Origin of the sequence: Rhizobium sp. BG4 (assembly GCF_016864575.1) — a bacterium.
In the GTDB taxonomy this organism is placed as follows: domain Bacteria; phylum Pseudomonadota; class Alphaproteobacteria; order Rhizobiales; family Rhizobiaceae; genus Rhizobium.
Map to the genome: position 1 here is coordinate 367,732 of NZ_CP044126.1, position 21,701 is coordinate 389,432.

At 62.3% G+C, this 21,701-nt stretch carries 15 protein-coding genes and 3 pseudogenes; 1 reads left to right on the forward strand and 17 read right to left on the reverse strand.

What is annotated here, in order from left to right; translation table 11 throughout:
* Positions 1-5: 5 nt before the first annotated feature.
* The 8 genes and pseudogenes from F2982_RS21825 to F2982_RS21860 all read right to left on the reverse strand — a co-directional run bounded on the left by F2982_RS21825 (position 6) and on the right by F2982_RS21860 (position 8,490).
* The gene (locus F2982_RS21825; RefSeq protein WP_203430871.1) at positions 6-1,760 is read right to left on the reverse strand and encodes an FAD-dependent monooxygenase; all 1,755 of its coding nucleotides are present in this window, start codon (positions 1,758-1,760) and stop codon (positions 6-8) included.
* Positions 1,753-2,867: pseudogene (locus F2982_RS21830) on the reverse strand (branched-chain amino acid ABC transporter permease). The gene F2982_RS21825 and the pseudogene F2982_RS21830 overlap by 8 nt, the downstream one beginning before the upstream one ends.
* A gap of 8 nt (positions 2,868-2,875) precedes the next feature.
* Positions 2,876-3,739 (reverse strand): branched-chain amino acid ABC transporter permease, encoded by an 864-nt coding sequence (locus tag F2982_RS21835; RefSeq protein ID WP_203430872.1) that lies wholly within the window; start codon positions 3,737-3,739, stop codon positions 2,876-2,878.
* Positions 3,726-4,447: pseudogene (locus tag F2982_RS21840) on the reverse strand (ABC transporter ATP-binding protein). The gene F2982_RS21835 and the pseudogene F2982_RS21840 overlap by 14 nt, the downstream one beginning before the upstream one ends.
* Positions 4,447-5,166 carry an ABC transporter ATP-binding protein gene (locus F2982_RS21845; RefSeq protein ID WP_203430873.1) on the reverse strand — a complete coding sequence of 240 codons (720 nt, stop codon included), beginning with the start codon at positions 5,164-5,166 and terminating at the stop codon, positions 4,447-4,449. Before F2982_RS21845 ends, F2982_RS21840 begins: the two are co-directional and overlap by 1 nt.
* A gap of 52 nt (positions 5,167-5,218) precedes the next feature.
* Entirely contained in the window at positions 5,219-6,499 is a 1,281-nt protein-coding gene (locus tag F2982_RS21850) for an ABC transporter substrate-binding protein (RefSeq protein WP_199625170.1), read from the reverse strand.
* A gap of 57 nt (positions 6,500-6,556) precedes the next feature.
* On the reverse strand, positions 6,557-7,618 hold the full coding sequence (locus F2982_RS21855) for a maleylacetate reductase (RefSeq protein WP_203430874.1): 1,062 nt from the start codon (positions 7,616-7,618) through the stop codon (positions 6,557-6,559).
* A complete protein-coding gene (locus tag F2982_RS21860) occupies positions 7,615-8,490 on the reverse strand; it encodes a dioxygenase (protein WP_130281141.1) in 876 nt (291 codons plus the stop codon). The genes F2982_RS21855 and F2982_RS21860 overlap by 4 nt, the downstream gene beginning before the upstream one ends.
* A gap of 94 nt (positions 8,491-8,584) precedes the next feature.
* On the opposite strand from F2982_RS21860, the gene F2982_RS21865 reads away from it, so the two are divergent.
* On the forward strand, positions 8,585-9,535 hold the full coding sequence (locus F2982_RS21865; RefSeq protein WP_112717827.1) for a LysR family transcriptional regulator: 951 nt from the start codon (positions 8,585-8,587) through the stop codon (positions 9,533-9,535).
* Between the two features lie 44 nt (positions 9,536-9,579).
* Here F2982_RS21865 and F2982_RS21870 read toward each other — a convergent pair whose 3' ends face one another.
* From F2982_RS21870 to F2982_RS21910, 9 genes and pseudogenes are all read right to left on the reverse strand, one after another.
* Positions 9,580-11,829, reverse strand: a complete 2,250-nt coding sequence (locus F2982_RS21870; RefSeq protein ID WP_203430875.1) for a glycoside hydrolase family 95 protein — start codon at positions 11,827-11,829, stop codon at positions 9,580-9,582.
* A gap of 2 nt (positions 11,830-11,831) precedes the next feature.
* Positions 11,832-12,931, reverse strand: a pseudogene (gene ugpC, locus F2982_RS21875) (sn-glycerol-3-phosphate ABC transporter ATP-binding protein UgpC).
* Between the two features lie 37 nt (positions 12,932-12,968).
* Positions 12,969-14,003 (reverse strand): LacI family DNA-binding transcriptional regulator, encoded by a 1,035-nt coding sequence (locus tag F2982_RS21880; protein ID WP_203430876.1) that lies wholly within the window; start codon positions 14,001-14,003, stop codon positions 12,969-12,971.
* A gap of 138 nt (positions 14,004-14,141) precedes the next feature.
* Positions 14,142-16,193: a beta-galactosidase trimerization domain-containing protein gene (locus F2982_RS21885; RefSeq protein WP_203430877.1), complete on the reverse strand. Its 2,052-nt coding sequence runs from the start codon at positions 16,191-16,193 to the stop codon at positions 14,142-14,144.
* Positions 16,194-16,197: 4 nt separating this feature from the next.
* Positions 16,198-17,019: a carbohydrate ABC transporter permease gene (locus F2982_RS21890; RefSeq protein ID WP_112717818.1), complete on the reverse strand. Its 822-nt coding sequence runs from the start codon at positions 17,017-17,019 to the stop codon at positions 16,198-16,200.
* Positions 17,016-17,972 carry a sugar ABC transporter permease gene (locus tag F2982_RS21895; protein WP_203430878.1) on the reverse strand — a complete coding sequence of 319 codons (957 nt, stop codon included), beginning with the start codon at positions 17,970-17,972 and terminating at the stop codon, positions 17,016-17,018. The genes F2982_RS21890 and F2982_RS21895 overlap by 4 nt, the downstream gene beginning before the upstream one ends.
* Positions 17,972-19,279: an extracellular solute-binding protein gene (locus tag F2982_RS21900; RefSeq protein WP_203430879.1), complete on the reverse strand. Its 1,308-nt coding sequence runs from the start codon at positions 19,277-19,279 to the stop codon at positions 17,972-17,974. The genes F2982_RS21895 and F2982_RS21900 overlap by 1 nt, the downstream gene beginning before the upstream one ends.
* Before the next feature lie 298 nt (positions 19,280-19,577).
* The gene (locus tag F2982_RS21905) at positions 19,578-20,699 is read right to left on the reverse strand and encodes a RuBisCO large subunit C-terminal-like domain-containing protein (RefSeq protein WP_203430880.1); all 1,122 of its coding nucleotides are present in this window, start codon (positions 20,697-20,699) and stop codon (positions 19,578-19,580) included.
* Positions 20,699-21,700 carry a transketolase C-terminal domain-containing protein gene (locus F2982_RS21910; protein ID WP_130281125.1) on the reverse strand — a complete coding sequence of 334 codons (1,002 nt, stop codon included), beginning with the start codon at positions 21,698-21,700 and terminating at the stop codon, positions 20,699-20,701. Before F2982_RS21910 ends, F2982_RS21905 begins: the two co-directional genes overlap by 1 nt.
* Position 21,701: the final 1 nt, after the last annotated feature.

Here is a 21,701-nt window from a genome sequence, read left to right on the forward strand (position 1 = left end):
CTACCTCACCGGTCCAGAACGGTCTTGAGAACGCGGCGCAATTCGCCTTCGGCATCGGGTACCGCCGCCTCGGCGCGCCACGCGACATGGTGATCGGGGCGAACCAGAAGCGCGCCGGCATCACGGATTTCCCGGGCCCGCGCCCAGTCGCCGGTCAGATCTTGCCAGACCTGCCGCGGTCCGATCTTGTGTACGTTGATCTGGATACCGAATTCCTTGGCAACGGCCTTTGCCGCAGCCTGCCATCCGTCCCCGCCGATGCCGGTCAGGATGGTAAACACCCCATGCCCCGCCAGGTCGAGGCTCGATATCTTCTCGCCGTTCTGGCCGAACAGCCAGACATGCGGCAGGCGGGCGCCCGGCCAGGATGTCGGCTGGAAATGAAGCTCGGCGTCCTTCTCGAATTTCGGTTCGGGCTGATCGTCTTTGACTACGGCATTCGAGGCATAGCGGTGGTTCATTTCGACGCCATGCGCATCAAATTCATAAACCTTGGAGGCGATCGCTTCGCGGATGGCGGCGCGCTGGCGCTCGGCGTCTTCGGTGTCGTTGCAGCGCGCATCCATATTCTGCTGCATCTTGACCGGGTCGACGGAATCCAGAAGGCCGAGAGATTTGAAGATCGGGCCGAATTCCTCGATCGACTTGTTAGCGCGCGTGACGATCTGCTTAGCGATCGGCGCGCGCTCGGCCTGATAGCTGTCGAGCAGCCCTGCTCCGGCCTGCCCCTTGAGCACCATCGCAAGCTTCCAGGCAAGGTTGAAACCGTCCTGGATCGAGGTGTTGGACCCGAGCCCGTTCGACGGCGGATGGCGGTGCACGGCATCGCCCATGCAAAAGACCCGCCCGTTCGACATCGTCGTCGCGTACATGTTGTTGACCGTCCAGGTCGAGACCGATTTGATCTTGGGTGTCAGATCGGGAACGCCGACGAGTTCGCGCACCACCTTGGTTGCGAATGCGTCATCGACCTGTGGCGCCGGCTGGTTGATGTCGTAGCCCCAGACGATCAGCCATTCATTCCAAGGGCGGACCATGCGCACGAGGCCCATGCCGATGCCGCCGACATCGGCGCCCGGCTGCAGCACCCAGTAAAGAACCGATGGGCGATGCGCGACATAACGCGAAAGGTCGGCTTCGAAGAGGATGTTCATCGAACCGGCAACACCCATCTTGCCCTCGAAGGTCAAGCCAGCATGTTCCGCAACCTTGGAATTGCCGCCATCGGCGCCGATCAGAAACTTGGAACGGATCGTCAGTTCCTTGCCGGTCAGGCGGTCGAGGCAGGTGGTCGTGACGCCCTCCCCGTCCTGAACATGGCTCAGATATTCCGTCGACATGCGCGACTGGGCGCCGCGCGAGCATGCCGTCTTGAAGAGCAGCGGCTCCATATAGGTCTGCGGCAGGTCGTTCATGCGCCCCGGCGAGGTCAGGATGTGCTCGGCCTGCGACAGCGGGTGGTTGCCCCAGCTCTGCATGCGGCCGATCTCCTCGCCCGCAACCGCCGTACAGAAGACGTTCTGGCCCATCAGCTCCTGCTCGGTCGCAAAGAGATAGGCCTCGTCCTCCACGTCACGGCCGAGATCGCGCAGGACCTCCATTGTCCGCTGGTTGGTGATATGCGCGCGCGGCGTGGTCGCCAGCCAGCGATAGCGGTTGATGACCAGGGGCTCGACACCGTAGGTCGCAAGCAGAGCGGCCGTTGCAGAACCCGCAGGTCCGGTTCCGATGATCAAGACGTCGGTGGTTATATCAGCCATTCGGCCCTCCCATTGTGTCGAATGATGCAGGTCCGCCCTTCAGCAGGCGGCGGACCGGAAATAGCTCCCAGCCGGTACGCCGGGAAATAAGCCCCCAGAGCCCCTGGGGTGCGAAAAGCATGGTGACGATCGCCAGTGCTCCGAGCGCCAGCAGATACCAGGAGCCGTAGCTCGAGAAGGCATTCTGCAGCGCAAAGAAGACGAGAACGCCGAGAAGCGGCCCCTCGATCGTGCCGATGCCGCCGATCACGACGATGAAGACGACGTAGGCCGTCCAGTCGGTCAGCGAGAAGGCCGCGTCCGGGGATATCCGTGCTTTCTGAAGATAGATCAGAGCGCCGACCATGCCTGTGACGAATGCGGTCAGCAGATAGATCGCCGACTTCAACCGGAGCGCATCGACGCCGAGTGCACGGGCAGCGGTTTCGTTGTCGCGGACCGCGGCAAGGCCAAGCCCGTGCTTGCTGCGCAACAGCTTGTAGATCAGCGTGATGGTGGCGACGGCGAGCGCCAGTGCCAGCCAATAGGCGAGCGCATCTGCGGCCGCGGCGGGCCGCATGCCGAACCAGTCGCCGAGGGCGGAAAGTCCCAGCATATCGCGTGTGGCATCGCGCGGCAGCGAGGTGCCGGTTCCACCCCAAGCGCCTTCCACTGCGCAAGCAGCAACCGCCCGACTTCGGCAATCACCCAGGTGCCGATCGCGAAATAGGGGCCGTAGAGGCGGAAGGAGAAGAAGGCAGTCGGAATGGCAACCAGTGCTGCCAGCAGGCCGGCAAGCGGGATGGCGATCAGGGGATCGACGCCCGCCAGGATGACCAGACCGAACAGGGCGTAGGCGCCGCATCCGACGAAGAGCTGTTGCCCGACCGAAATGAGACCCGCATAGCCGGCCAGCAAATTCCAGCTCTGCGCCAGCGTCAGCATCGTCAGGATGAAGAAGAGGTCCTGGACAACACCGCGCGATACGGCAAAAGGCGCAGCCGCCATCAGCACGACCACGGCGATGGCTGCGATGGAAAAGAGGCCAGACAGCTTCGTCCGCGTCTCGATCCTCCATGCGCCCTTTGCGTTGATGTCATCTGTCATCGTGTTGAAACCTGTCGTCATGACGCGCCTCAATCCACTGCTCTCGGGAAAAGGCCGCGTGGCCGGAAGAGAAGCACGAGAAGGAAGGCGATATGCCCGGAAAGGATCTGCCATTCGGGATTGATCGAAGCGCCGACCGTCTGCGCCACGCCGAGGATGACGCCGCCCGCCAGCGTTCCCCAGAGCGATCCGAGGCCGCCGATGATCACCGCTTCGAAGGCGTAGATGAGCCGGGACGGGCCGGAGGTCGGGTCGAAATTGGCGCGCGTCCCGAGATAGAGCGCAGCGACGGTGACGATCATCATCGCGAGACCTGTGGCGATCGAGAAGATCGAGTTCGGCCGGATCCCCATCAAGCGGGCGGTGACGACGTCATCGGAGGTCGCCCGGAAGGCGCGTCCGAGAGCCGTGCGGTAGATCAGCTGATTGAGCGCCACGATGACGGCGACGGCCGACGCGAAGGTCAGCAGCGGCATGAGGCCGGCGTTTATTCCGGCAAGCTGGATCGACGCGGTTTCGAGCGCGCCTGTCGAAACACGCTTGCTGTCGGCAGTGAATGTTTCCAAAAGCCCGTTCTGGATAACGATCGAGAGACCGAAAGTGACGAGCAGCGGCGGCAGGATATCCTTGCCCAGCGTACGGTTCAGCAGATGATATTGCAGCAGCCAGCCGAGCCCGAACATCAGCGGAGCAGCAATGACCGCCGCCACGAACGGATCGAGCCCCAGCGTCGAGACGATCAGCAGGATCAGAAAGGCGGCCAGCACGATCAGATCGCCATGGGCGAGATTGACGAGGCGCATGATTCCGAAGACCAGGCTGAGGCCGGCGGCAAACAGCGCGTAAAGGCCGCCGAGCAGCACGCCTTGCAGGAGCGTATCAAGCCAGTTCATGGATACCAGCTCCAAAATAGGCGGCGTGGATAGCGGCCCGGTCGAGTTCCGCGGGGTGTCCGGTGAGAGTGATGCGGCCCTCCATCATGCAGTAGACACGGTCGGCGACCTTCAGCGCCTGCGCGATATCCTGCTCGACGATGACGATCGCCGCGCCCGATGCGCGGATCTTCGAGAAGGCGCCGTAGATGTCCTTGATGACGACAGGCGCAAGACCGAGGCTGAGTTCGTCGCAAAGCAGCACTTCCGGATTTGACATCAAGGCACGGCCGATCGCCACCATCTGCTGCTGCCCACCGGAAAGCGCAGTTGCCGGATTACGCCTTCTCTCCTTCAGAATCGGGAAAAGCGCATAGATCGTTTCCAGCGACCAGTAGCCGGGCGCTCTTTTGCCATAGCTGCCGATCTGCAGATTTTCTTCAACGCTCAGGGATGGAAACAACTTGCGGCCCTCGGGCACCAAGGCGATCCCGCGGCGGACGACATCGGCGGCATCGAGTGCACCGATCGGCTCCCGCGATGATGGATCATCGCCGGCGCATTGGAAATCACGCCTGCAATCGAGCGCATCAAAGTCGATTTTCCGGCACCATTGGCGCCGATCACGGCAATGGTCTCGCCGGCCTGGAGTTCGAGATCGACACCGAAGATCGCCTGGAAATCGCCGTAGAAGGCCGTGAGCCCTCTGGTTTCAAGAAGGTTCGGCATCACACCTCCATTCCGAGATAGATCTCACGCACTTCGCGGGATGCCATGATCGCATCGGGTTCACCGATGCCGATCACCCGGCCGAAATTGAGGACCAGCAGACGCTCGGCGACTGCCGTCAGCGCGTGCAGAACATGTTCGATCCAGATGATCGTCACGCCGCGGCCATGGACCCGCTTGATCGTTGCGACCAGCTGCTGGCACTCACCGTCGGTCAGGCCACCGGCAATCTCGTCGAGCAATAGAAGCTTCGGCTTGGTGGCAAGCGCCCGGGCAAGCTCAAGACGTTTACGCTCCAGAAGCGTCAGAGACGCCGCAAGCGCGTTGGCTTTTCCGATCAAGCCTGTTTCCACGAGAATATCGGCGCAAAATGCCGCCACGTCGCCCTCGCTGGCGCGGGAGCCGAAGGCGCCGGCGACGAGCAGATTTTCATAGACGGTGAGCCTCTCGAAAGGCTGCGGGATCTGGAAGGTGCGGCCCATGCCCGCAAGGCAACGCTGCATGGGCGGAACGGTTGTCACATCCTTTCCGTCAAAGACGATCGACCCTGAGGCGACCGGAAGGTTGCCGTTGATCAGGTTGAACAGCGTCGATTTCCCGGCGCCGTTCGGCCCGATGACGCCGAGCGCCTCGCCCTCTTTCACCGAGAATCCGATGTCTTCGGCAACGACGAGCGCGCCGAAGGACTTCGAGACACCTTTGAGTTCCAGTATGGACATGGATCACCTCCACTCGCCCCATCCGGCAGATCCGCCAGGTGGGTCGAGCCAGTTACGCCAGCGCTTCGAGCTTGCCGCCGAGCGGCACGTTGGGCGAAAGGCTGTTCTCGACGACCACCAGCTCGTAGCCGCCACCGGATTTGAGACGCCACTGGCCGCCGACAAGCGGTGTCTTCGCGACGTTCTTCTGCGCAAAGGGCGGAAGCTTGTCGCTGCCCCAGGCGACTGGACCGACAATCGTATCAAGCTTGGTTTCGCCGATCGCCTTGGCAACGGCATCGCCGTCAGCGGTATCTTCAGCCCGCTTCATGACGTCGACTGCGAGCTCGAACAGCGCATGTGCAAAGCCGATCGGCTGCGTCCACGGCCGGCCGGTCGCCTTGGTAAAGGCGTCTGCAACGGCAGCAGCGCTATCGCCCGTCAGCGATGACTTGAAAGGATGGCTCGGCGTCCACCAGACTTCGGTCGACAGGTTGTGACCCGCGTCACCCAGCGCTTCCACGGTCTGCGGGAAAAGCAGCGCCTTGCCGATCGAGGCGATCTTCGGCTTGAGGCCCTGCTGCTTTGCCTGGTTCCAGAATGTCGTCAGATCCGGCGGGATCATGACGCCGGTCAGAATATCGGTATTCGCCTGCTTGAAGGCGTTGATCTGCGCCGAGAAGTCGTCGGTCAGGTTCTGGTAGCGGCCGGTATCCGTCAGGCCGTAGCCCAGTTTTTCGAGAACCGGCGGGAAGCCGACAACCTTGTCACCCCAGGCGTTGCCGTCTCCATCATTGGGGAAGAGGCCGCCGATCTTCTTGTTTGTCTCGATCTGTCCCCACATGCCGGTAAAGACGGCAATGATATCCTCGAGGCCCCAGAAGAAGTGATAGGCATAGTCGAACGGCTTCCATGATGCCGGGTCGCCTGGATTGCCTTGCTGGCCGATGAACCACGGCTGCCAGGGCGCGACGGTCGAGATGCAGGGCATCTGCTCGCCTTCGCAGGTTGTCGAAACCGGGTTGGTGGTCTCCGGCGTCGACGAGACCAGCATCAGGTTGATCTCGTCGTTGACGATCAGCTCCTTGGCAACCTCGGCTGCACGGTTCGGGTTGGACTGGCTGTCCTTGACGACGACCTCGTAGTTCAGCCCCTGCTTCTTCGTCGTCGCCAGAAAGGCGTCGATGACGAACTTGTCTGCTTCGCCGAAAGCCGCAAGCGGCCCTGTCTGCGGGCTGACATAGCCGAGCTTGATCGCCTTGTCCTGAGCGATGGCCGGTGCTGCTAGCCCCGACGTCGCGATGATCGCACCGCCGGCTGCCGTGGTCTTCAGAAAATCGCGTCTCGTAAACATGTGACCTCCCATAGTCCCCTCTCCTCCCAAAGAGCGCGCTCCACTGCGCGATAAAATTCACTCGGCTGGCCGGCGGCCCTCCCAGGCATTCTGCAAAAGCTGCCTGATGGAACCGCGATCGATTGGCCGCGGGTTCCAATAGGGGTTCTCGACCGCGATCCCCGCCGCCTTGTCGAGATCGGCCTCCGTCAAACCTAAATCCCGCAGCGAGAGCGGCGCGCCGATGGATTTGGCGAAATCCCAGAGCCCGCCGCCGACGGACCCTCCGAAAATCTCGGCAACGGGGGCAAGCTCATTGGCTGCCGCCTTTGCATTGAAGCTCGCGGTATGCGGCAGCATGATCGCATGCGTCTCGGCATGCGGCGTATCGAAGGAGCCGCCGAGCGTGTGGCAGATCTTGTGATGCAGCGCCATCCCGACTGCCCCAAGCACGGTTCCGCACAACCATGCGCCATAGAGAGCGTCGCTGCGCGCTTGCGCATTTCCGGGCGCCTTGACGATTTCAGGGAGACTGCGCGCGAAGGCTCGCAATCCCTCGACCGCCATCAGACTGGAGATCGGGTTGCGATCCTGTGCATAGAGGCCCTCGACAGCATGTGCCATCGCGTTCAGGCCGCTCGTGACACTCATCGCAACGGGCAATCCATGGGTCAGCAGCGGATCGTAGATCACCACTTCCGGCAGGATTTTCGCGTCCTTCACCGTCGTCTTCCGGCCGCCTTCGGTCTGGCCGAGAATGGATGTGACCTCGGACCCGGCATAGGTCGTCGGCACGACAATCTGCAGAAGGTCGCTCCGGTAGGCGATTGCCTTGCCAAGGCCCGTGGTCGAGCCGCCGCCGAGCGAGACGACGCAGTCAGCGCGCGTCTCCGCCACAACTTTCATCGCCGCCTCGGTCACCTCGACCGGCGTATGCATGACGGCGCCGGCGAAGACACCGCAGGCGAGATCACCGATATCATGGGCGAGCGCCTCGGCATCCGGCTTCTGATGCGGAGTGGAGAGAACCAGCGCACGCGTCGCGCCCGACTTCATGATCCAATCCCGCACGCTGTCCCGGCTTCCGTCTCCGAAGACGATGCGGGCGGGGCTGCCTGCATAGGAAAACCTCGTGTTCATGCCGCTCTCCCCGGCTTGGAACGCACCATCACGAATGTCAGCGCGACGGCCTTTCCCCTCCGGCCATCGATATCGGCCGGATCGAAACTATGAACGAGCTCGGGACGAACACCGAAAAGCGCATCTTCCGCCAGCAACGGATCGCTCGCGTCATAAACATGCGTCGTGATCGTCTCGAAGCCTTCGGCGCGGATCACGAAGTGGAGGTTGGCAGGCCGATGCAGTGGAAACCCCGCCGCCGACAGCAAGCGGCCGACAGGGCCATCTCCCGGCACGCCGTAACCCGAGGGCACGACGGAGCGATAGGCAACCCGTCCGTCACTGCCGGTGCGAAACAGTCCGCGAAGGTTATGTTCGGGCTGCAGGTCCGGCTGCTGGTTTTCGTAAAAGCCTTGGTCATTCGCCTGCCAGGTGACGACCGCCGCGCCTGGGATCGGCAAGCCATCGAGATCCTCGACACGAACCGAGACAGCCAGGGGCTCGCCGATACCGTCAAGCGATATCGAGGCTCCGGCCCGGCGCTCCGGCGCATCGTCGCGGAAAAAGGGGCCGCGAATTGTATTGGGCGTCGCCCCTTTCGGCCTGCGGGAATTGATCGCTTCGACCAGCGCCGAAGCGCCCGTCAGATCCGACAGCAGCACCCACTCCTGGCGGCGCTCGTCGGAGGCGTGTCCGACATCCGTCAGGAACGCGATGACCTTGCGCCAGTCTTCCTGCGTCGGCCTGAATTGCTTGATGAGGTCGTGGACATGGGCAACGGCGGCGGCGAGCAGCTGCGCGATGTCAGCATCTTTCTGACCGGCCAGCCGCTCGGCAAACACCTCTGACGATGTCGCCTCGCTGAAGGTCAGCGTCGGAATATGGCCCGCCATGCTTTTCCTCCTCATCGCCTGTGGGTGAAGAGAACATTAACAGCGCTTCCTGGGCGGTTGATGATTTTGTTGCCGATCATTATAACAGATCGTTATGAAGATAGATGAAAGACACCTGATCCAGCTTGCGGCAGTCGTGAAAACCGGAGGCGTTACGGAGGGGGCAGCGCTGCTGGGGCTGGCGCAGTCGGCGGTATCGAGAACGCTCTCGATGCTCGAAAAGCGCGTCGGCGAGCCCCTGTTCATCAAGGGCCGGCGCCCGTTGCAGCCAACGGCCTTTGGCCTGGCGCTGGCCGAGCACGGCTTCGTCATGCTTGCCGCATCCCGCAAGGCCTCAGACCTCGTGGAAAGCTTCCGGATCGGCAATAGCGGCGTCGTTCGGGTTGGCGGCACGCCCTTCTTCATGGACTCTCTGATCGCCGGGCTTTGCGCCGAGTTCCAGGCCACCCATCCCGATGTCCGCATCGATCAGAGCTACGGCTATTTCCCGGATTTGCGCGCCGGATTGAAGGCCGACCAGATCGACATCGCCATCTGCCCGATCGATATTCTCGACGAAGGTTCAGGGCTGGAATTCCAGCAGATTCTGCCCGGCCGCAACGTCATCGCCTGCGGTCTCACGCATCCACTGCTTCTGAAGAGAAAACTGCAGCCGAGCCAGCTTCTGAGCTATCCTTGGGTCGCACCGCCTCCGGGCAGCCCGCTGCTCGCCGACCTCCGCGCACTGCTCCTGTCCTTCGGCGGCACTGAAATCAAGGTGCGCTACTCCGGTGGCTCCTTGATGGGCGTCATCAACTATCTCAAAGCCTCGGATGCGCTGACCGTCATGCCGCACAGCGTCGTCTTCGCCCAGCGCAAGGAAAGATCGATCACCGCGCTGCCGATCAACATCCCGCATCCGGAACGAGCACTTGCCATCCTCAAGCGCGTCGATGCCCCGCGCACACCGGCCGTCGAACAATTCGCCACCTATATCCGCTCTGGCTTCCAGACGCTTCGCCACTTGATCAAGCGCCACGAGGAGGCGGTTATTTGGGGGCAATAGCAACGGGAAATTTGATCGCGTCAACTAGACGCCGCATCACCAACCTAGCCACCTAGCGAGCGCCTGAGATCGACATCCCTTGGCTCCAAGGCAGACAGCGATACCTCGATGCTGCGATCATCTACGATAACACTCACTTCGGCATCACGCTTGCCAACCAGCCTGACATGCGTGGGCTGCCCATCCTCCCAAGACAAGTCGATGACGATACCATCGCGGATTCTGAGACCGGAGACCGATCCGCTCTGCCACTCGCTGGGCAATGCCGGCAGCAGCCTCAGCTGCCCCGGTTTTGATTGAACCAACATCTCAAGGATGCCGGCTGCGCCGCCGAAATTGCCGTCGATCTGGAAAGGCGGGTGGGCGTCGAAGAGGTTGGTGTAGGTTCTCTCGGGGCTGAGGAGAAGCTTGACGACGTCGAGGGCGTGTTTGCCGTCGCGCAGCCGCGCCCAGAGATTGATGCGCCAGCCGATGCCCCAGCCGGTGGCGTCGTCGCCGCGGATTTCCAGCGAGCGGCGGGCGGCGGCGGCCAGGTCCTGGGTCCTGTCCATGTCGATCTGCCAGCTCGGATAGAGGCCGTAGAGATGCGAGACATGGCGGTGGTGGATCTCCGGGACGTCCATATCCCAGTCCTCGAGCCATTCCTGTAGCTGGCCGGCGGCGCCGATACGGTCGGGCGCCAGGCGCGGCAGAATATCGTCGATCTCCGATACGAGAGCCGCCTCGCCGCCGGTAGAGACGGCGAGCGGACGCAGGAGCGTCAGGAAATCGCGGATCAGCTGGTTGTCCATTGCCGGACCGGCGCAGATCGAAGCGCCGTGCGGGTGGATATTCTCCGGCGAAAGCGATGGGTTGGTGACGAGATAGTCCGTGCCGGGCAGCGGCACGAGCACGTCGAAGATGAATTGGGCGGCCCCTTTCGCTGCGGCGAACAGGCGCTTTCGGGTGGTCTCGGGATCATCGAGGTAATCACAGGCATCGAGAAGCTGTGCCATCAGCCAGATGCCGCCGGTCGGCCAGAGGCCCCATTGCGCGCCGTCGATCGGGCCTGTGGCACGCCAGAGATCGGTGTTGTGATGCATCACCCAGCCGCGGGCGCGGTAATGCACGTTCGCCATCTCCCGGCCGGTTTCGGCGAGATCTTCTGCCATGGCGATCAGCGGCTCGATGCATTCGGTCAGATTGGCGGGCGCCGCCAGCCAGTAATTCATCTGCAGATTGATGTTGGCGGTGTATTTGCTGCCCCAGGGCGGATCGGTCTGATCGTTCCAGATGCCCTGAAGATTGGCGGGCTGGGTGCCCGGCCGCGACGAGGCGATCATCAGGTAGCGGCCGAACTGGACATAGAGCGCCGCCAGAGCCGGATCATGCCCATTGGCGAATTCGGCGACGCGCTGATCGGTCGGCAGGCCTGCGGCAGGCGAAGAGCCGAGATCGATGGAGAAGCCGCCATAAAGCCGCTGATGCTCGGCGACATGGTCGCGATGAAGATCGGCGTAAGCGCGGCGGGATGCCCGGTCGAGCCTCTCTTCGATATCCCGGTCCGGATTGCCGGAGACGTCGTCATAGCGCCTGAAATTCGTGGCGGCGTCGAGCAGGATAATAAGCTCGTCCACTGCCTCGAAATCGATGCCTCCGGGCGCTGCTTTAAGCTCGCCGCCGCTATTGATCACCCTGATGCCGAAAGTTAAGCGCAAGGCAGAGGCTATGCCGGATTCCGACTTGCCGGTGCCGGACAGTATCAGCTGCTGCGGTTCGATCTTGCTCAGCGCGCTGCGCTGCGGGCTGTCGATCAAGATCCTTCCGTTGATCGCACCTTTCCTGTCGGCGGAAATTCGCATCACCAGGATATCATCCACCGGAGAAACGAAGGTCTCGTGTAGGAAGCTGACGCCATCGACCGTGTAGGACGCCACCGAGGTCGCCGTTGCGAGATCGAGGCTTCGGCGGTAGCCGGAGACATCTTGCCCATGGGAGAGCTCGATCCGGAGATCGCCGACCGGCTGATAGGACATCTGCTTGATCGGCCGCGCCATCAGATGCGCCTCGGCCATGGCCTCGGCCTCGGCATAGCGCCCCGCAAAGATCAATTCCCTCACCTGCTGCAGATAAGCGTAGGCGTCAGGATTGACCGGTTGATACGGGCCGCCGGCCCAGAAGGTCGATTCGTTGATCTGCAGCCGCTCGTGATGCGGGTCGCCGAAGACCATGGCGCCGAGCCTGCCATTGCCGAGTGGCAGCGCGTCCGTCCAGAGGCTGGCCGGCCTGTCGTACCAGAGAATATCGTCGCTCATGATCACTCCGCCGGAATGGCGTTTGCAGGTTTCAGATCGCGGATGCGCTGGCCGTCTGCGCCGAACAGCAGCGCCTTGCGCGCCGGGAAGGCCGCGGTCACCGTCTCGCCGGGGCGGCGCGATGTTTCGGAGCGATCCTCGACGATGACGGATTGCCCTGAGGACAGCGTCCCATAGATGAAGCGCGTCCCGCCGAGATTTTCGACGACATCGACTTTCACGTCGATCGCGCCGCCGGCGCTCTCCTGCCCGGTGAAATGTTCCGGCCGGATGCCGACCTTGACGGGAACGTCGCGGCCGCCAGCATGCATCAGATCCGGGCGGAAGCTCGCGCCGCAATCGAGCCTGACGAGCCCGTCCGCCCCAGCGTTCCCTCCAGGAAGTTCATGCGCGGCGAACCGATGAAACCGGCGACGAAGAGGTTGTCCGGATCGGCATAGAGCATGTCCGGCGTCCCCATCTGCTCGATCTTGCCGGAGCGCATGACGACGATCTTGTCGGCAAGCGTCATCGCTTCCGTCTGGTCATGGGTGACATAGATCATCGTTGCGCCGATGCGGCGATGCAGCTTGGCGATCTCGACGCGCATCGAGACCCTGAGTTCCGCGTCGAGGTTGGAGAGCGGCTCATCGAACAGGAAGACTTCGGGATTGCGAACGATCGCGCGGCCGATCGCCACGCGCTGGCGCTGGCCGCCGGAAAGCTGGGCAGGCTTGCGTTTCATCAGCGGCTCGATCTGCAGCGTTGCGGCCGCCGCGGCGACGCTCCGCGCAATCTCGTCCTTCGCCATGCCGGCCATGCGGAGCGAAAAGCCGATATTCTGCTCGACGGTCATATGCGGATAGAGCGCGTAGTTCTGGAAGACCATGGCGACGCCGCGTTCGATCGGGTCGGCCTCGTTCATCCGCCGCCCATTGATCTTGAGGTCGCCGCCGGTGATTTTTTCGAGACCGGCGATCATCCGCAGCAGCGTCGATTTTCCGCATCCGGACGGGCCGACGAAAACGGTGAACGAGCCGTCGTCGATACTCAGGTTCAGGCCGCCGATGGCTTCGAAACTGCCATAGGACTTGTCGATATTCTGCAGTTCAACGCTGGCCAAAGCTTCCTCCCTTTAACCGCTTGGCGGGCAGCGCGCGTCAGGTCACCCTGCGCGTCGAGCCTCGCAGGATGATGTCGCATTCCAGAACGACGCTGCGCGTCGCCCCGCCCGCCGGTTCCGCCAGACGCTCGACGAGAATGTCGGTAATCGTTTCGGCAATGCTGGCGACCGGCTGCGCCACGGCGGTGATGCCCGCCTCGTAGAGCCGGAAAACGGCGACGTCGTCGAAGCTCGCCAGCGACACGTCCTCCGGCACATGGCGGCCGTTTTCCTTCAGCCAGCTGAGCGCGCCGACGGCCATGCCGTAGTTGGCGGAAAAGATCGCGGTCGGAGGGGTCTCCACCGACATCAGCCGCTTGGTCGCCTCATAGCCGCCGTCCATCCGCCAGTTGCCGCGTACGGCAAGCGCCGGATCGGGCGCGATCCCCCGTTCGCGCAGCGCCTGCTCGTAGCCTGCCAGGCGCTCGATGCCGGACGAATTGCGCGGATCGCCAGTCAGGATGCCGATGCGTCGGTGGCCGAGATCGACCAGGTGGCTGACCAGCCGGTAGCTCGCCTTGTGGTTCTCGACCATCACCCGGTCTGCCGCGAGGCCCCGGACGTCGTTGTTGTAAAAGATGATCGGGATATCATGATTGATGAGATCGTCGACGCGGTCATAGACCTCGGCCGTGCCGTCCATGATGAGCGCATCGACGCGTTGGGCGGCAAAGAAATCGAGCGCTTCGGCCACGACGCGCGGATCGCCGCCGTGGCAATAGGTCAGGAGCGCCCGCCCCGTCCGGCGCACGGAATTTGCCAGATGCTCCAGCATGCGCGCATGGAACTCGTCGAAGGTCGGCACCAAGAAGCCGATCATGTGCGTCAGGTCGGTGCGGATCGACGCAGCGGCGGCATTGCGCTTGTAGCCGAGATCCTGGATCGCCCGTTCGATCTGTTCGCGGTTCGAGCGGCGGATCGTCTGGCCGTTGAGATAACGCGACACGGTGCCGACCGCGACATCTGCCACCTTGGCAACGTCGATGATCGTCGCTCCGCGCTTTCTCCCAGCTGTGTGATCCGTCTCGTCCATTTCAAGCAAACCCCTGCACGTCTATCGCCAAAACGGCGCCCCAATAACGCCATTTCGTCATATAACCCAGCGCCTTGCCGCCCACCAGCGCAAGCGGCAGAGGCACCGGGTGCGGCCGTCCGGCGACGGCCGCCTCAATCAGGCGCCTTCGAAAACCACGGCGCTGTGGATATGGAGGCGCGGCACGGTGATGCTGACGGCGCCATCGGCGTCAGCATGCCAGGCGAGCTCCTCGCCGGTCATCGCGTCGAACACCCGCTTCGGCTTCTCAGGCAGGCGCACCGTCGCATTGACCGGGCCGATCGCCGGAATGTCCTCAATCATCTCCATCACCCGCGTCGAACCGTCGTCACCGCGCACAGCCTTGCCGCGGATCTGCGGCGGTCCGTAGAGAAGATGCAGGACATGACGGTTGTGCTCGACCTGGCGTGTCAGCGTTGCGCGGCCCGAAGACGGAAGATCGGTGACCATGGCCGGGTTCGGAACGAGGCGGTCGAGAAGACCGCGCACGACATATTTGTAGAGCGGCTGCCCCATGGCCCGGTAGAGCCGGAAGATCGGATAGGCGATATAGGCCGCACCGCGATGTTCGGTGACGGCAGCACCCAGCATATCGGCATCCGGATTGTCGGGCGCGTGCTGATGCGAGCAGAAGTGCTTGTAGGAGCGATTGAAATAGGACGGGTAGATGCCGGCAAGCACGGTCGCGTCGGTGGAGCGCACGGTCTCCGCCTCGTCGTAGAAGACGAAGGCTGTCTCGGGCATCGACGTGTCGAGCACCTTGTCAGCCTTTACGTAGCTCGGCTTGAAGGACACCGGTTCAGGCTGGCGCTCGATGCCGAAATCGACGGCAAAGCGGCCGTCTTCGCCAAGACCCGAGCGCCAGGAGGCGATGAGTTTGCCGCCATTGGAAAGGTAGGTCTTCAGCCGGGCTGCGAGGGCGGAATCGACAGTAATTTCGTCGGGCAGGATCAGCAGCCGATACTGTTCAAAGCGGGCTGAGATATCAATAACGTCGAAGGGGCGCTTCAACTCCTGCAGCATCTGCGCGGTGCCATCGTCGCTCGGATGGTTACGAGCACCCTCCGGGTTCATATGCTCGGCAGAAAGGATCGCGATCTCGGAGATTTGCCTGGCGCCTTCCAGAAAAGGCTCCATCTTCTCGACGCGCCGGTAGGCGGGCGCGATCGAAGCATAGGTATCCGGGTTGATCGCACCGTTCGGATGCAGCTGGTCGCCGACCAGGCATTTGGAACCGAGCGCGATCATCTGGGCGCATTCATATTCCAGGGCGTCCGGATGCTTGAAGCCGCCGAACTCGCCCCAGGATGTGTGGAATTTTCCGGTATGGGCGAGAAAATCCATGCCGAGCGTCGCCGCATAGCGCGCGCTCGAGGGGAAGTGGTCGTAGCCCCAGCCACCCGTCGGCAGGCTTTCGAGTTCGAGATGCGAATAGGTTCCGAAGCGCTCCGGCCCCTGCTTGTGAATGTGGCCGCAATTGTAGAACACCCGCAGGCCGGGGAATTCTTCGAATAGCGCCTTGCTCGTCTCGCGGCGGAACTGTTCGTTGACGGCCTCATCATTCTTCAGCCGATCGGCAGGATTTTCGGGATCGAGGCCCTCGCATTGCATGCGCTCGACACAGGCGGCGCAGACGCAATCGGGCGTCAGGATGATGTCAAAGAACAGGCCCTGCGTCGGATAGATTTGGGCGACTTCGCGTGCCTGATCGAGAATGTATTTCCTCAGGCCCTCGTGGTTGAGGCAGAGGGTATGCCAGGCCGGGCTCAGCTGCTTGCCGGCAGAGGGATCGCCGGGCAGAGCGTGCTGGTAGCGGTTGGATGCGCTCATCGCCCGCCACTCCGGATGCTCGCGCGCCGTCAGCTCATCCCACTGAACCGAGATATAGATCGGGCTTTCGATATCGGCGGCCGAAAGAGCTTTGACCATATCGCCGAGCAGATCCGGCCGCGCCAGATGCGGATGCGGCTTGCCGACCTTGGTCGGATAATAGGACCAGCCGTGATGGCACTTGGCGAAGATCGTGATCGAATCCACATGTGCCGCCTTCAGCGTCGAGACGAAAGCCTCCGGATCGAAATCCGAGCCGATGCCCGGAATATGCTCCGAGGTGTGGAAATCGAGATGGATCTGGCGGTAGCGGAGCGGCTTGTTGGTGAGTTTCGGCATGGTTCTATTCCTTTGCGCCGGTGCGGGTCTGCGAGCCGGCGGCGAACTGACGTTGGAAGACGAGGAAGACGACAAGCGGGACGATGGTGGTGATGATGGCGGCCACTGATCTCTGGTCCCAGTTGATTTCGTAGCTGCCCGAAATGCGGGCGAGCAGCACCGGAAGTGGAACATCGCTGCGCAGGAAGAGCATCGGCAAAAGCAGCGCATTCCATGTCCAGAGGAACTGCAGGATGCCGACCGCAAAGATCGGCGACAGGCTGTTCGGCAGCACCACATGGCGGAAGGTGGCGAGCGGTCCGCAGCCGTCGATCCGGGCGGCCTCGACGAGCTCCCGCGGAAAGTCCTCGAAGAAGTTTTTGACGAGGAAGATCGACCAGGCAAAGGACAGGCCGACATAGGGGATCAGCACCGAGAAGATGCTGTCGATCAGCCCAAGATCGCGCCACAGCGTGAAGAGCGGGATGATCACCACCTGCTGCGGCAGCACGAAGGCATTGATGATCAGGATCAGCAGCAGACGCCTGAACGGGAAGTTCAGGAAGTGGAAGGCGTAGGCGGCTGCCGGCGTCAGAAGCATCGTCAGCGCCGTTGCGATCGCCGCGGTCTTCATCGTTACCCACATCGAGGGTGCCAGCGGATATTTGTCCCAGACCTTGCGCCAGGCATCGAGCGTGAAATCGAAGCTCTCGAAATGCCACCATCCGAGCGACACGCCTTGCGGCGGTCGCAGCGAGGTGACGACAATGCCAAGGATAGGGATCACCCAGATGCAGGCGACGATGCCGACGGCGATAATGATCCAGCGGGGTGCTTTGCCAATCATCGCGCACCTGCCGTCCGCTGGATGATCGCGGGAATGGAGACGATGAGAACGGCGAGCAGCAAAATGACCGTGGCGGCCGCCCCATAGCCCAGTTTGAACTGGGTCATGGACTCGCGGTACATGAAGTAGCCGACCGTCTCCGTGGAGCGCACGGGCCCGCCGCCGGTCAGGATGTAGATGATATCGAAAGCGCGCAGCGCGCCGAGCAGATTGATGAAAATGGCAACGCGCACGCCCGGCATCGACAGCGGCATCATGATGTGGCGCATGGTCGAGACCGGCTTGGCGCCATCCATATAGGCCGCCTCCAGCACCGATTTCGGGATCGCCTGGATGGCGGCAAAGATCAGCATCAGCGGTAGACCGACACCACTCCAGGAGGCGGCGATAATCAGTGCCCAGAGCGCCGTATTGGCGTCTCCGAGCCAGGCGTGCGCAAAACCCTGAAAGCCAAGAAGCTGGATCAGCGAATTGAGCAGCCCCCCGGCATCCGGCCGGTAGATGCCGAGCCACATATAGCCGGAAACGGCTTCCGATATGCCGAAAGCCGCAAAGATCATCACCCGGAAGGGCAAGGTTTCGCGCGGCGCAAAGGCGCACATCATCGCCAGAACCCAGCCGATCCCCACCGAGATCACCGTCGTCCCGATCGTGAAGATCAGCGTCGTCAGCAGCGTATGGCGGAAGGCCGCGTCAGCAAACAGCTTGGCGTAGTTTCCGAAGCCGATGAAGGCCGGCTTTCTGAGCCCCTGGATATCCCAGAAGCTCAGCCGGATCGTTTCCGCCAGCGGATAGACGACGGCGATCGCAAAAAGCACGATCACCGGTGCGATCAGGATGAGTGCGGCGGGCGTGTCCCTGAGCAGACGCCGGCGGCCCTGGATGCCAGCCAGCGGAGAACCCTGCATCACGCCCGCCGCTCCCCGGACAGGGGAAGCGGAGGAGCCCAGCATCAGTAAGACCCTTGGGCCTTGGCCTCGATGGCGGCGAGCACCGTGTCGATATTCGCTTCCGACGGATCCTGCAGGAATTTCTGCAGCTGGACGCGATATTCGTCGACGAGATCGCCGGGCAGCAGATCGCCGAGCACGAATTGCAGCTTTGAGCTCGCGACCGCTTCCGTCGCCACCTTCTGGGCTTCGCCATAGAGCGACTTGTCGACATTGCTGCTCGGGGAGGCGTAGCCCGCCTTGGCGAGAATATTGGCGGCTTCTGCGCTGGTCCAATAGTCGAGGAATACGTCCGCAGCCTTCGGGTTGGCGCCGTTTGCCGTGACCAAGAGTTCCTTGGCATCGACACTCGAGGTGTCGTCATGGCCCATGCCGAGTGCCGGGAACTGGAAGAGACTGTAATCCTTGCCTTCGACGAGCTTGTAGTCGTTCTTGGCGCGGTTGTTCATCCACATGCCTATCAGCAGGTAGTTCTTGGCATTGGCCTGGAAGATCTGGTCGGCTTCACCGTCCCAGTCGTTGGCGAGCATGCCGTTGGTGGCGCCGCAGCAGCCAGCCTGCAGCATCTGGCTGTATTTCGTCAGCGCCGTCTTCACCACCGGATCGGTCCAGGGGATCTGATGCGCGGCAAGCTTCGCCGCCGCCTCGACGCCGGCCGTCCTCAGGAGCAGTGTTTCGAACCACTCGGCATGCGCCCAGTATTTGCCGGGGATGGCGACCGGGGCCGAGAAACCGGCTGCCGTCAGCTTCGCGAAGGTGGCGACGAACTCGTCCCAGGTCTTCGGCGGCGCGGTGATGCCGGCCTTGGCGAGATGTTCCTTCTTGTACCAGATGCCGGAACGGTCGCCGAACGTGTAAGTCAGGCCGTAGGTCTTGCCATCGATGGCGCCGAGATCCTTCCAGGACTGGCTAATGACCTTGTCCCAGCCGAAGCTCTTCCACTGGTCGTCGACGGGCCGGAGCATGCCGGCATCCAGCAGCTCCTTGCGGAAGGCGGGCCAGGTGTTGATCAGCACATCGACCACCTCGCCGCCCATCAGCGCCGTGCGGATACCGCCACGCATGTCGCCCTGGCCGGTGATCAGCACCTCGCGGATCTTCACATCGGGATATTTCTTCAGGAACCCGGCCTGAACCGCCTTCATCATGTCGGCTTCGGAACCGCCGAGCCAGTTGAGCACGACAAGCTCGCCGCTGACGGCCTCCTGCGCCCGGGCACCCCCGGCCATCGCCACAAGCGCCGCACTCCCTGCCCCTGCGAGCAGGGTACGGCGGCTGATTTCGGGCATAAATCTACTGCTGCTGGTCATGTCACGTCCTCCCAAACGTTGACTGTCGCATTCGGCATTCAATTTAGTTGAAACGTTATCATCTAAATCGATGGTCGCAAGTGTTTTTTGTCGATAATCAAACGATTCACCGTAGGTAATTGGAAAGATTGGAAAAATTTGCGGGATTGCGGGGAGTGGCATCGGCTAGGACGATGGCAGCACTAGCTCCCCTGCCCCAACGACATCAGCGTGGCGGCCGAAATTCTTCTGGTCGCGAGAGCCTACTGGGCCAGACAAAAAGTGTGCGGCTCAGCTGAGCCGCCGCACGGATCCAAATTCAGTCATAAATCTTGCTGACGAGGCGCTGGCAGGCAGCAATGACACCACCAGGATCCACAAGCAGCGCACCGCCGACAAGATACATGATGTCGTTACCATAGGCCGCGCGCATTTCGGCGACACGGTCGAGCGTCATGCCACCACCCGGAGCCGGCGCGATGGCTTTCAGGCCACCCATTTCTGCCGAGCAGGCAGCCGAGATCGACAGGCACTCCTCACGGCTGAAGCCGAAACGGCCACCGAAATTCGGATAGATGACGGCATCTGCCCCCATCAGCCTGTGCAGGGTTCCGAAGAAGGTACGATGCGTGAAGCCGCAATCGGGTGACACGACGTTGGCGCCCGAGAAGGCCGGATGAGAGACGACAGGCAGCGTGAAATCCTGATCGGCGGCGAGTGTGCGGATGATATCGTATCCGGCAAGAGCAGGTGCGATCATGACGCCGCCCGCCCCCGCTTCCTGCGCCTCTTTGGCTCGCTCGACAATTGCCGTCGCGGGTCCCGTGATATTCGGAACGAAGCTCGTCCTGCCGCCGGTCTTGGCATTGGCCTCGCCGACAGCCGCGACACAGGCCCTCAGGCGTTCACTGAATGGAGAGGTCCGTTGGTCGACAAGACCGTGATCGTCCTTGACGAAATGCACACCGCCAATCGCGAAGTCACGGGCCAGACTGGCCAGCTCCTTTGTCGACAAACCGACCGGCTTGATCGCCGACATGAGCAGAGGCGTCTGGCCTATTCCGGCGCGCGCCCGCAAGCCGGCAATGCCGTGGCGCGGTCCCCGGCAGAGATCGAGAATGCCGGATGAAAGACCGATATCTTCCACCTTCAGACCCGGCTTGATGGAACTGTTGCCGAAGACGATGTTGAGGAACTGCAGGAAATCGCCGCCGACATCATCCTCGGAATAGGAGATGGTCGCCAGAAAGCCCGACCGCCCGTCTCTCACCTGTTCGAGGCCCTCCAGGCGGCCGAGGATCACATCCTCGACATAGCCCTTCGGGACCGCAGCACGAGGGATCTCGACGGTTTGCTCAAGCGCGATGTCGAGCGCCCGGGCTTTCGCCTCCGCAGCGTCTGCCCCACGGATGAAATAGGTGACGGTAAAGCGCTGAGCCATCAAAGCGCCTCTGCCTTTTGCGCCGAATGAACGTGATCGAGGCGCACCTCCATCAGCTCTTGCTCGCCGATATCGAGCTTCTTGCCGAGAAGCTCCTCTATGGCGGAGACGAGGGCGCCGGCGTCGAGACCATATTTCTTCATGAGATACGGCTTGGAGGCGCCATGTGCAAAGGTGTCGTTCAGACCAAGCCGTCTCAGCCGGATGCCAAGTCCTTCCTCGGCGAGGATCTCGGCCACCAGTGAGCCGAGGCCGCCTGTCACCAGGTGATTTTCCAGCGTGACGATGCCCTTCTTGCCGCGCGCAGCCTTGAGCAGCCCTGCCCTGTCGAAAGGTTTCAATGTCGAGACATGCAGATGATGAACGCCGATCTTGCGATCGGTCAGCGGTCCAATCGCGCGGAGTGCTTCTTCGGTGCAGACACCGGAGCTCACCACGAGAATGTCATCTCCCTCGGAAAGCGTGCGCAGCTTGTTGAATTCGAACGGCGTGGAGAAGAGCCTCGGCACTTCCCCGCGCAGCACGCGCACATAGACCGGGCCATCGATGGCGTCAGCGACGTCGAGCACGGTTTCGACTTCGGTCGCGTCGCCAGTTTCCAGCACGGTCATGTTCGGCACGGCGCGCATCACCGAAATGTCTTCGATCGCCTGATGGGTGATGCCGCCGGGCGTCGTGATCCCCGGAAGGAAGCCCATGAGGCGCACCTTGCGATTGGAATAGGCGATGGAATTGATCAGCTGGTCGTAGGGACGGCGATAGAGAAACACCGAAAACGTATGAAGAAACGGGCGATGGCCCTGCATGGCGAGGCCGGCGGCGAACGACAACATGTTCTGTTCGGCCATGCCAAGCGAGAGAAACTGCTCGGGGTGCCGGTCTCTGAAACCATCGACCTCACAGGAAGAGGTCAGGTCCGCCGAAAGGCATAGCACCTCGGGTCGCGTGACGGCGAAGGCCTCGAACGCCTTGGCATAAGGACGATTGACAATCTCGACCATG

What these genes read in the sequence shown, in the direction of transcription:
- F2982_RS21905 (WP_203430880.1), bottom strand. Translation starts at nt 20,699, where the DNA reads ATGGCTCAGCGCTTTACCGTCACCTATTTCATCCGTGGGGCAGACGCT.
- F2982_RS21895 (WP_203430878.1), bottom strand. Translation starts at nt 17,972, where the DNA reads ATGCTGGGCTCCTCCGCTTCCCCTGTCCGGGGAGCGGCGGGCGTGATG.
- F2982_RS21880 (WP_203430876.1), bottom strand. Translation starts at nt 14,003, where the DNA reads ATGGACGAGACGGATCACACAGCTGGGAGAAAGCGCGGAGCGACGATC.
- F2982_RS21910 (WP_130281125.1), bottom strand. Translation starts at nt 21,700, where the DNA reads ATGGTCGAGATTGTCAATCGTCCTTATGCCAAGGCGTTCGAGGCCTTC.
- F2982_RS21870 (WP_203430875.1), bottom strand. Translation starts at nt 11,829, where the DNA reads ATGAGCGACGATATTCTCTGGTACGACAGGCCGGCCAGCCTCTGGACG.
- F2982_RS21850 (WP_199625170.1), bottom strand. Translation starts at nt 6,499, where the DNA reads ATGTTTACGAGACGCGATTTTCTGAAGACCACGGCAGCCGGCGGTGCG.
- F2982_RS21845 (WP_203430873.1), bottom strand. Translation starts at nt 5,166, where the DNA reads ATGTCCATACTGGAACTCAAAGGTGTCTCGAAGTCCTTCGGCGCGCTC.
- F2982_RS21890 (WP_112717818.1), bottom strand. Translation starts at nt 17,019, where the DNA reads ATGATTGGCAAAGCACCCCGCTGGATCATTATCGCCGTCGGCATCGTC.
- F2982_RS21835 (WP_203430872.1), bottom strand. Translation starts at nt 3,739, where the DNA reads ATGAACTGGCTTGATACGCTCCTGCAAGGCGTGCTGCTCGGCGGCCTT.
- F2982_RS21860 (WP_130281141.1), bottom strand. Translation starts at nt 8,490, where the DNA reads ATGGCGGGCCATATTCCGACGCTGACCTTCAGCGAGGCGACATCGTCA.
- F2982_RS21885 (WP_203430877.1), bottom strand. Translation starts at nt 16,193, where the DNA reads ATGCCGAAACTCACCAACAAGCCGCTCCGCTACCGCCAGATCCATCTC.
- F2982_RS21825 (WP_203430871.1), bottom strand. Translation starts at nt 1,760, where the DNA reads ATGGCTGATATAACCACCGACGTCTTGATCATCGGAACCGGACCTGCG.
- F2982_RS21865 (WP_112717827.1), top strand. Translation starts at nt 8,585, where the DNA reads ATGAAGATAGATGAAAGACACCTGATCCAGCTTGCGGCAGTCGTGAAA.
- F2982_RS21855 (WP_203430874.1), bottom strand. Translation starts at nt 7,618, where the DNA reads ATGAACACGAGGTTTTCCTATGCAGGCAGCCCCGCCCGCATCGTCTTC.
- F2982_RS21900 (WP_203430879.1), bottom strand. Translation starts at nt 19,279, where the DNA reads ATGACCAGCAGCAGTAGATTTATGCCCGAAATCAGCCGCCGTACCCTG.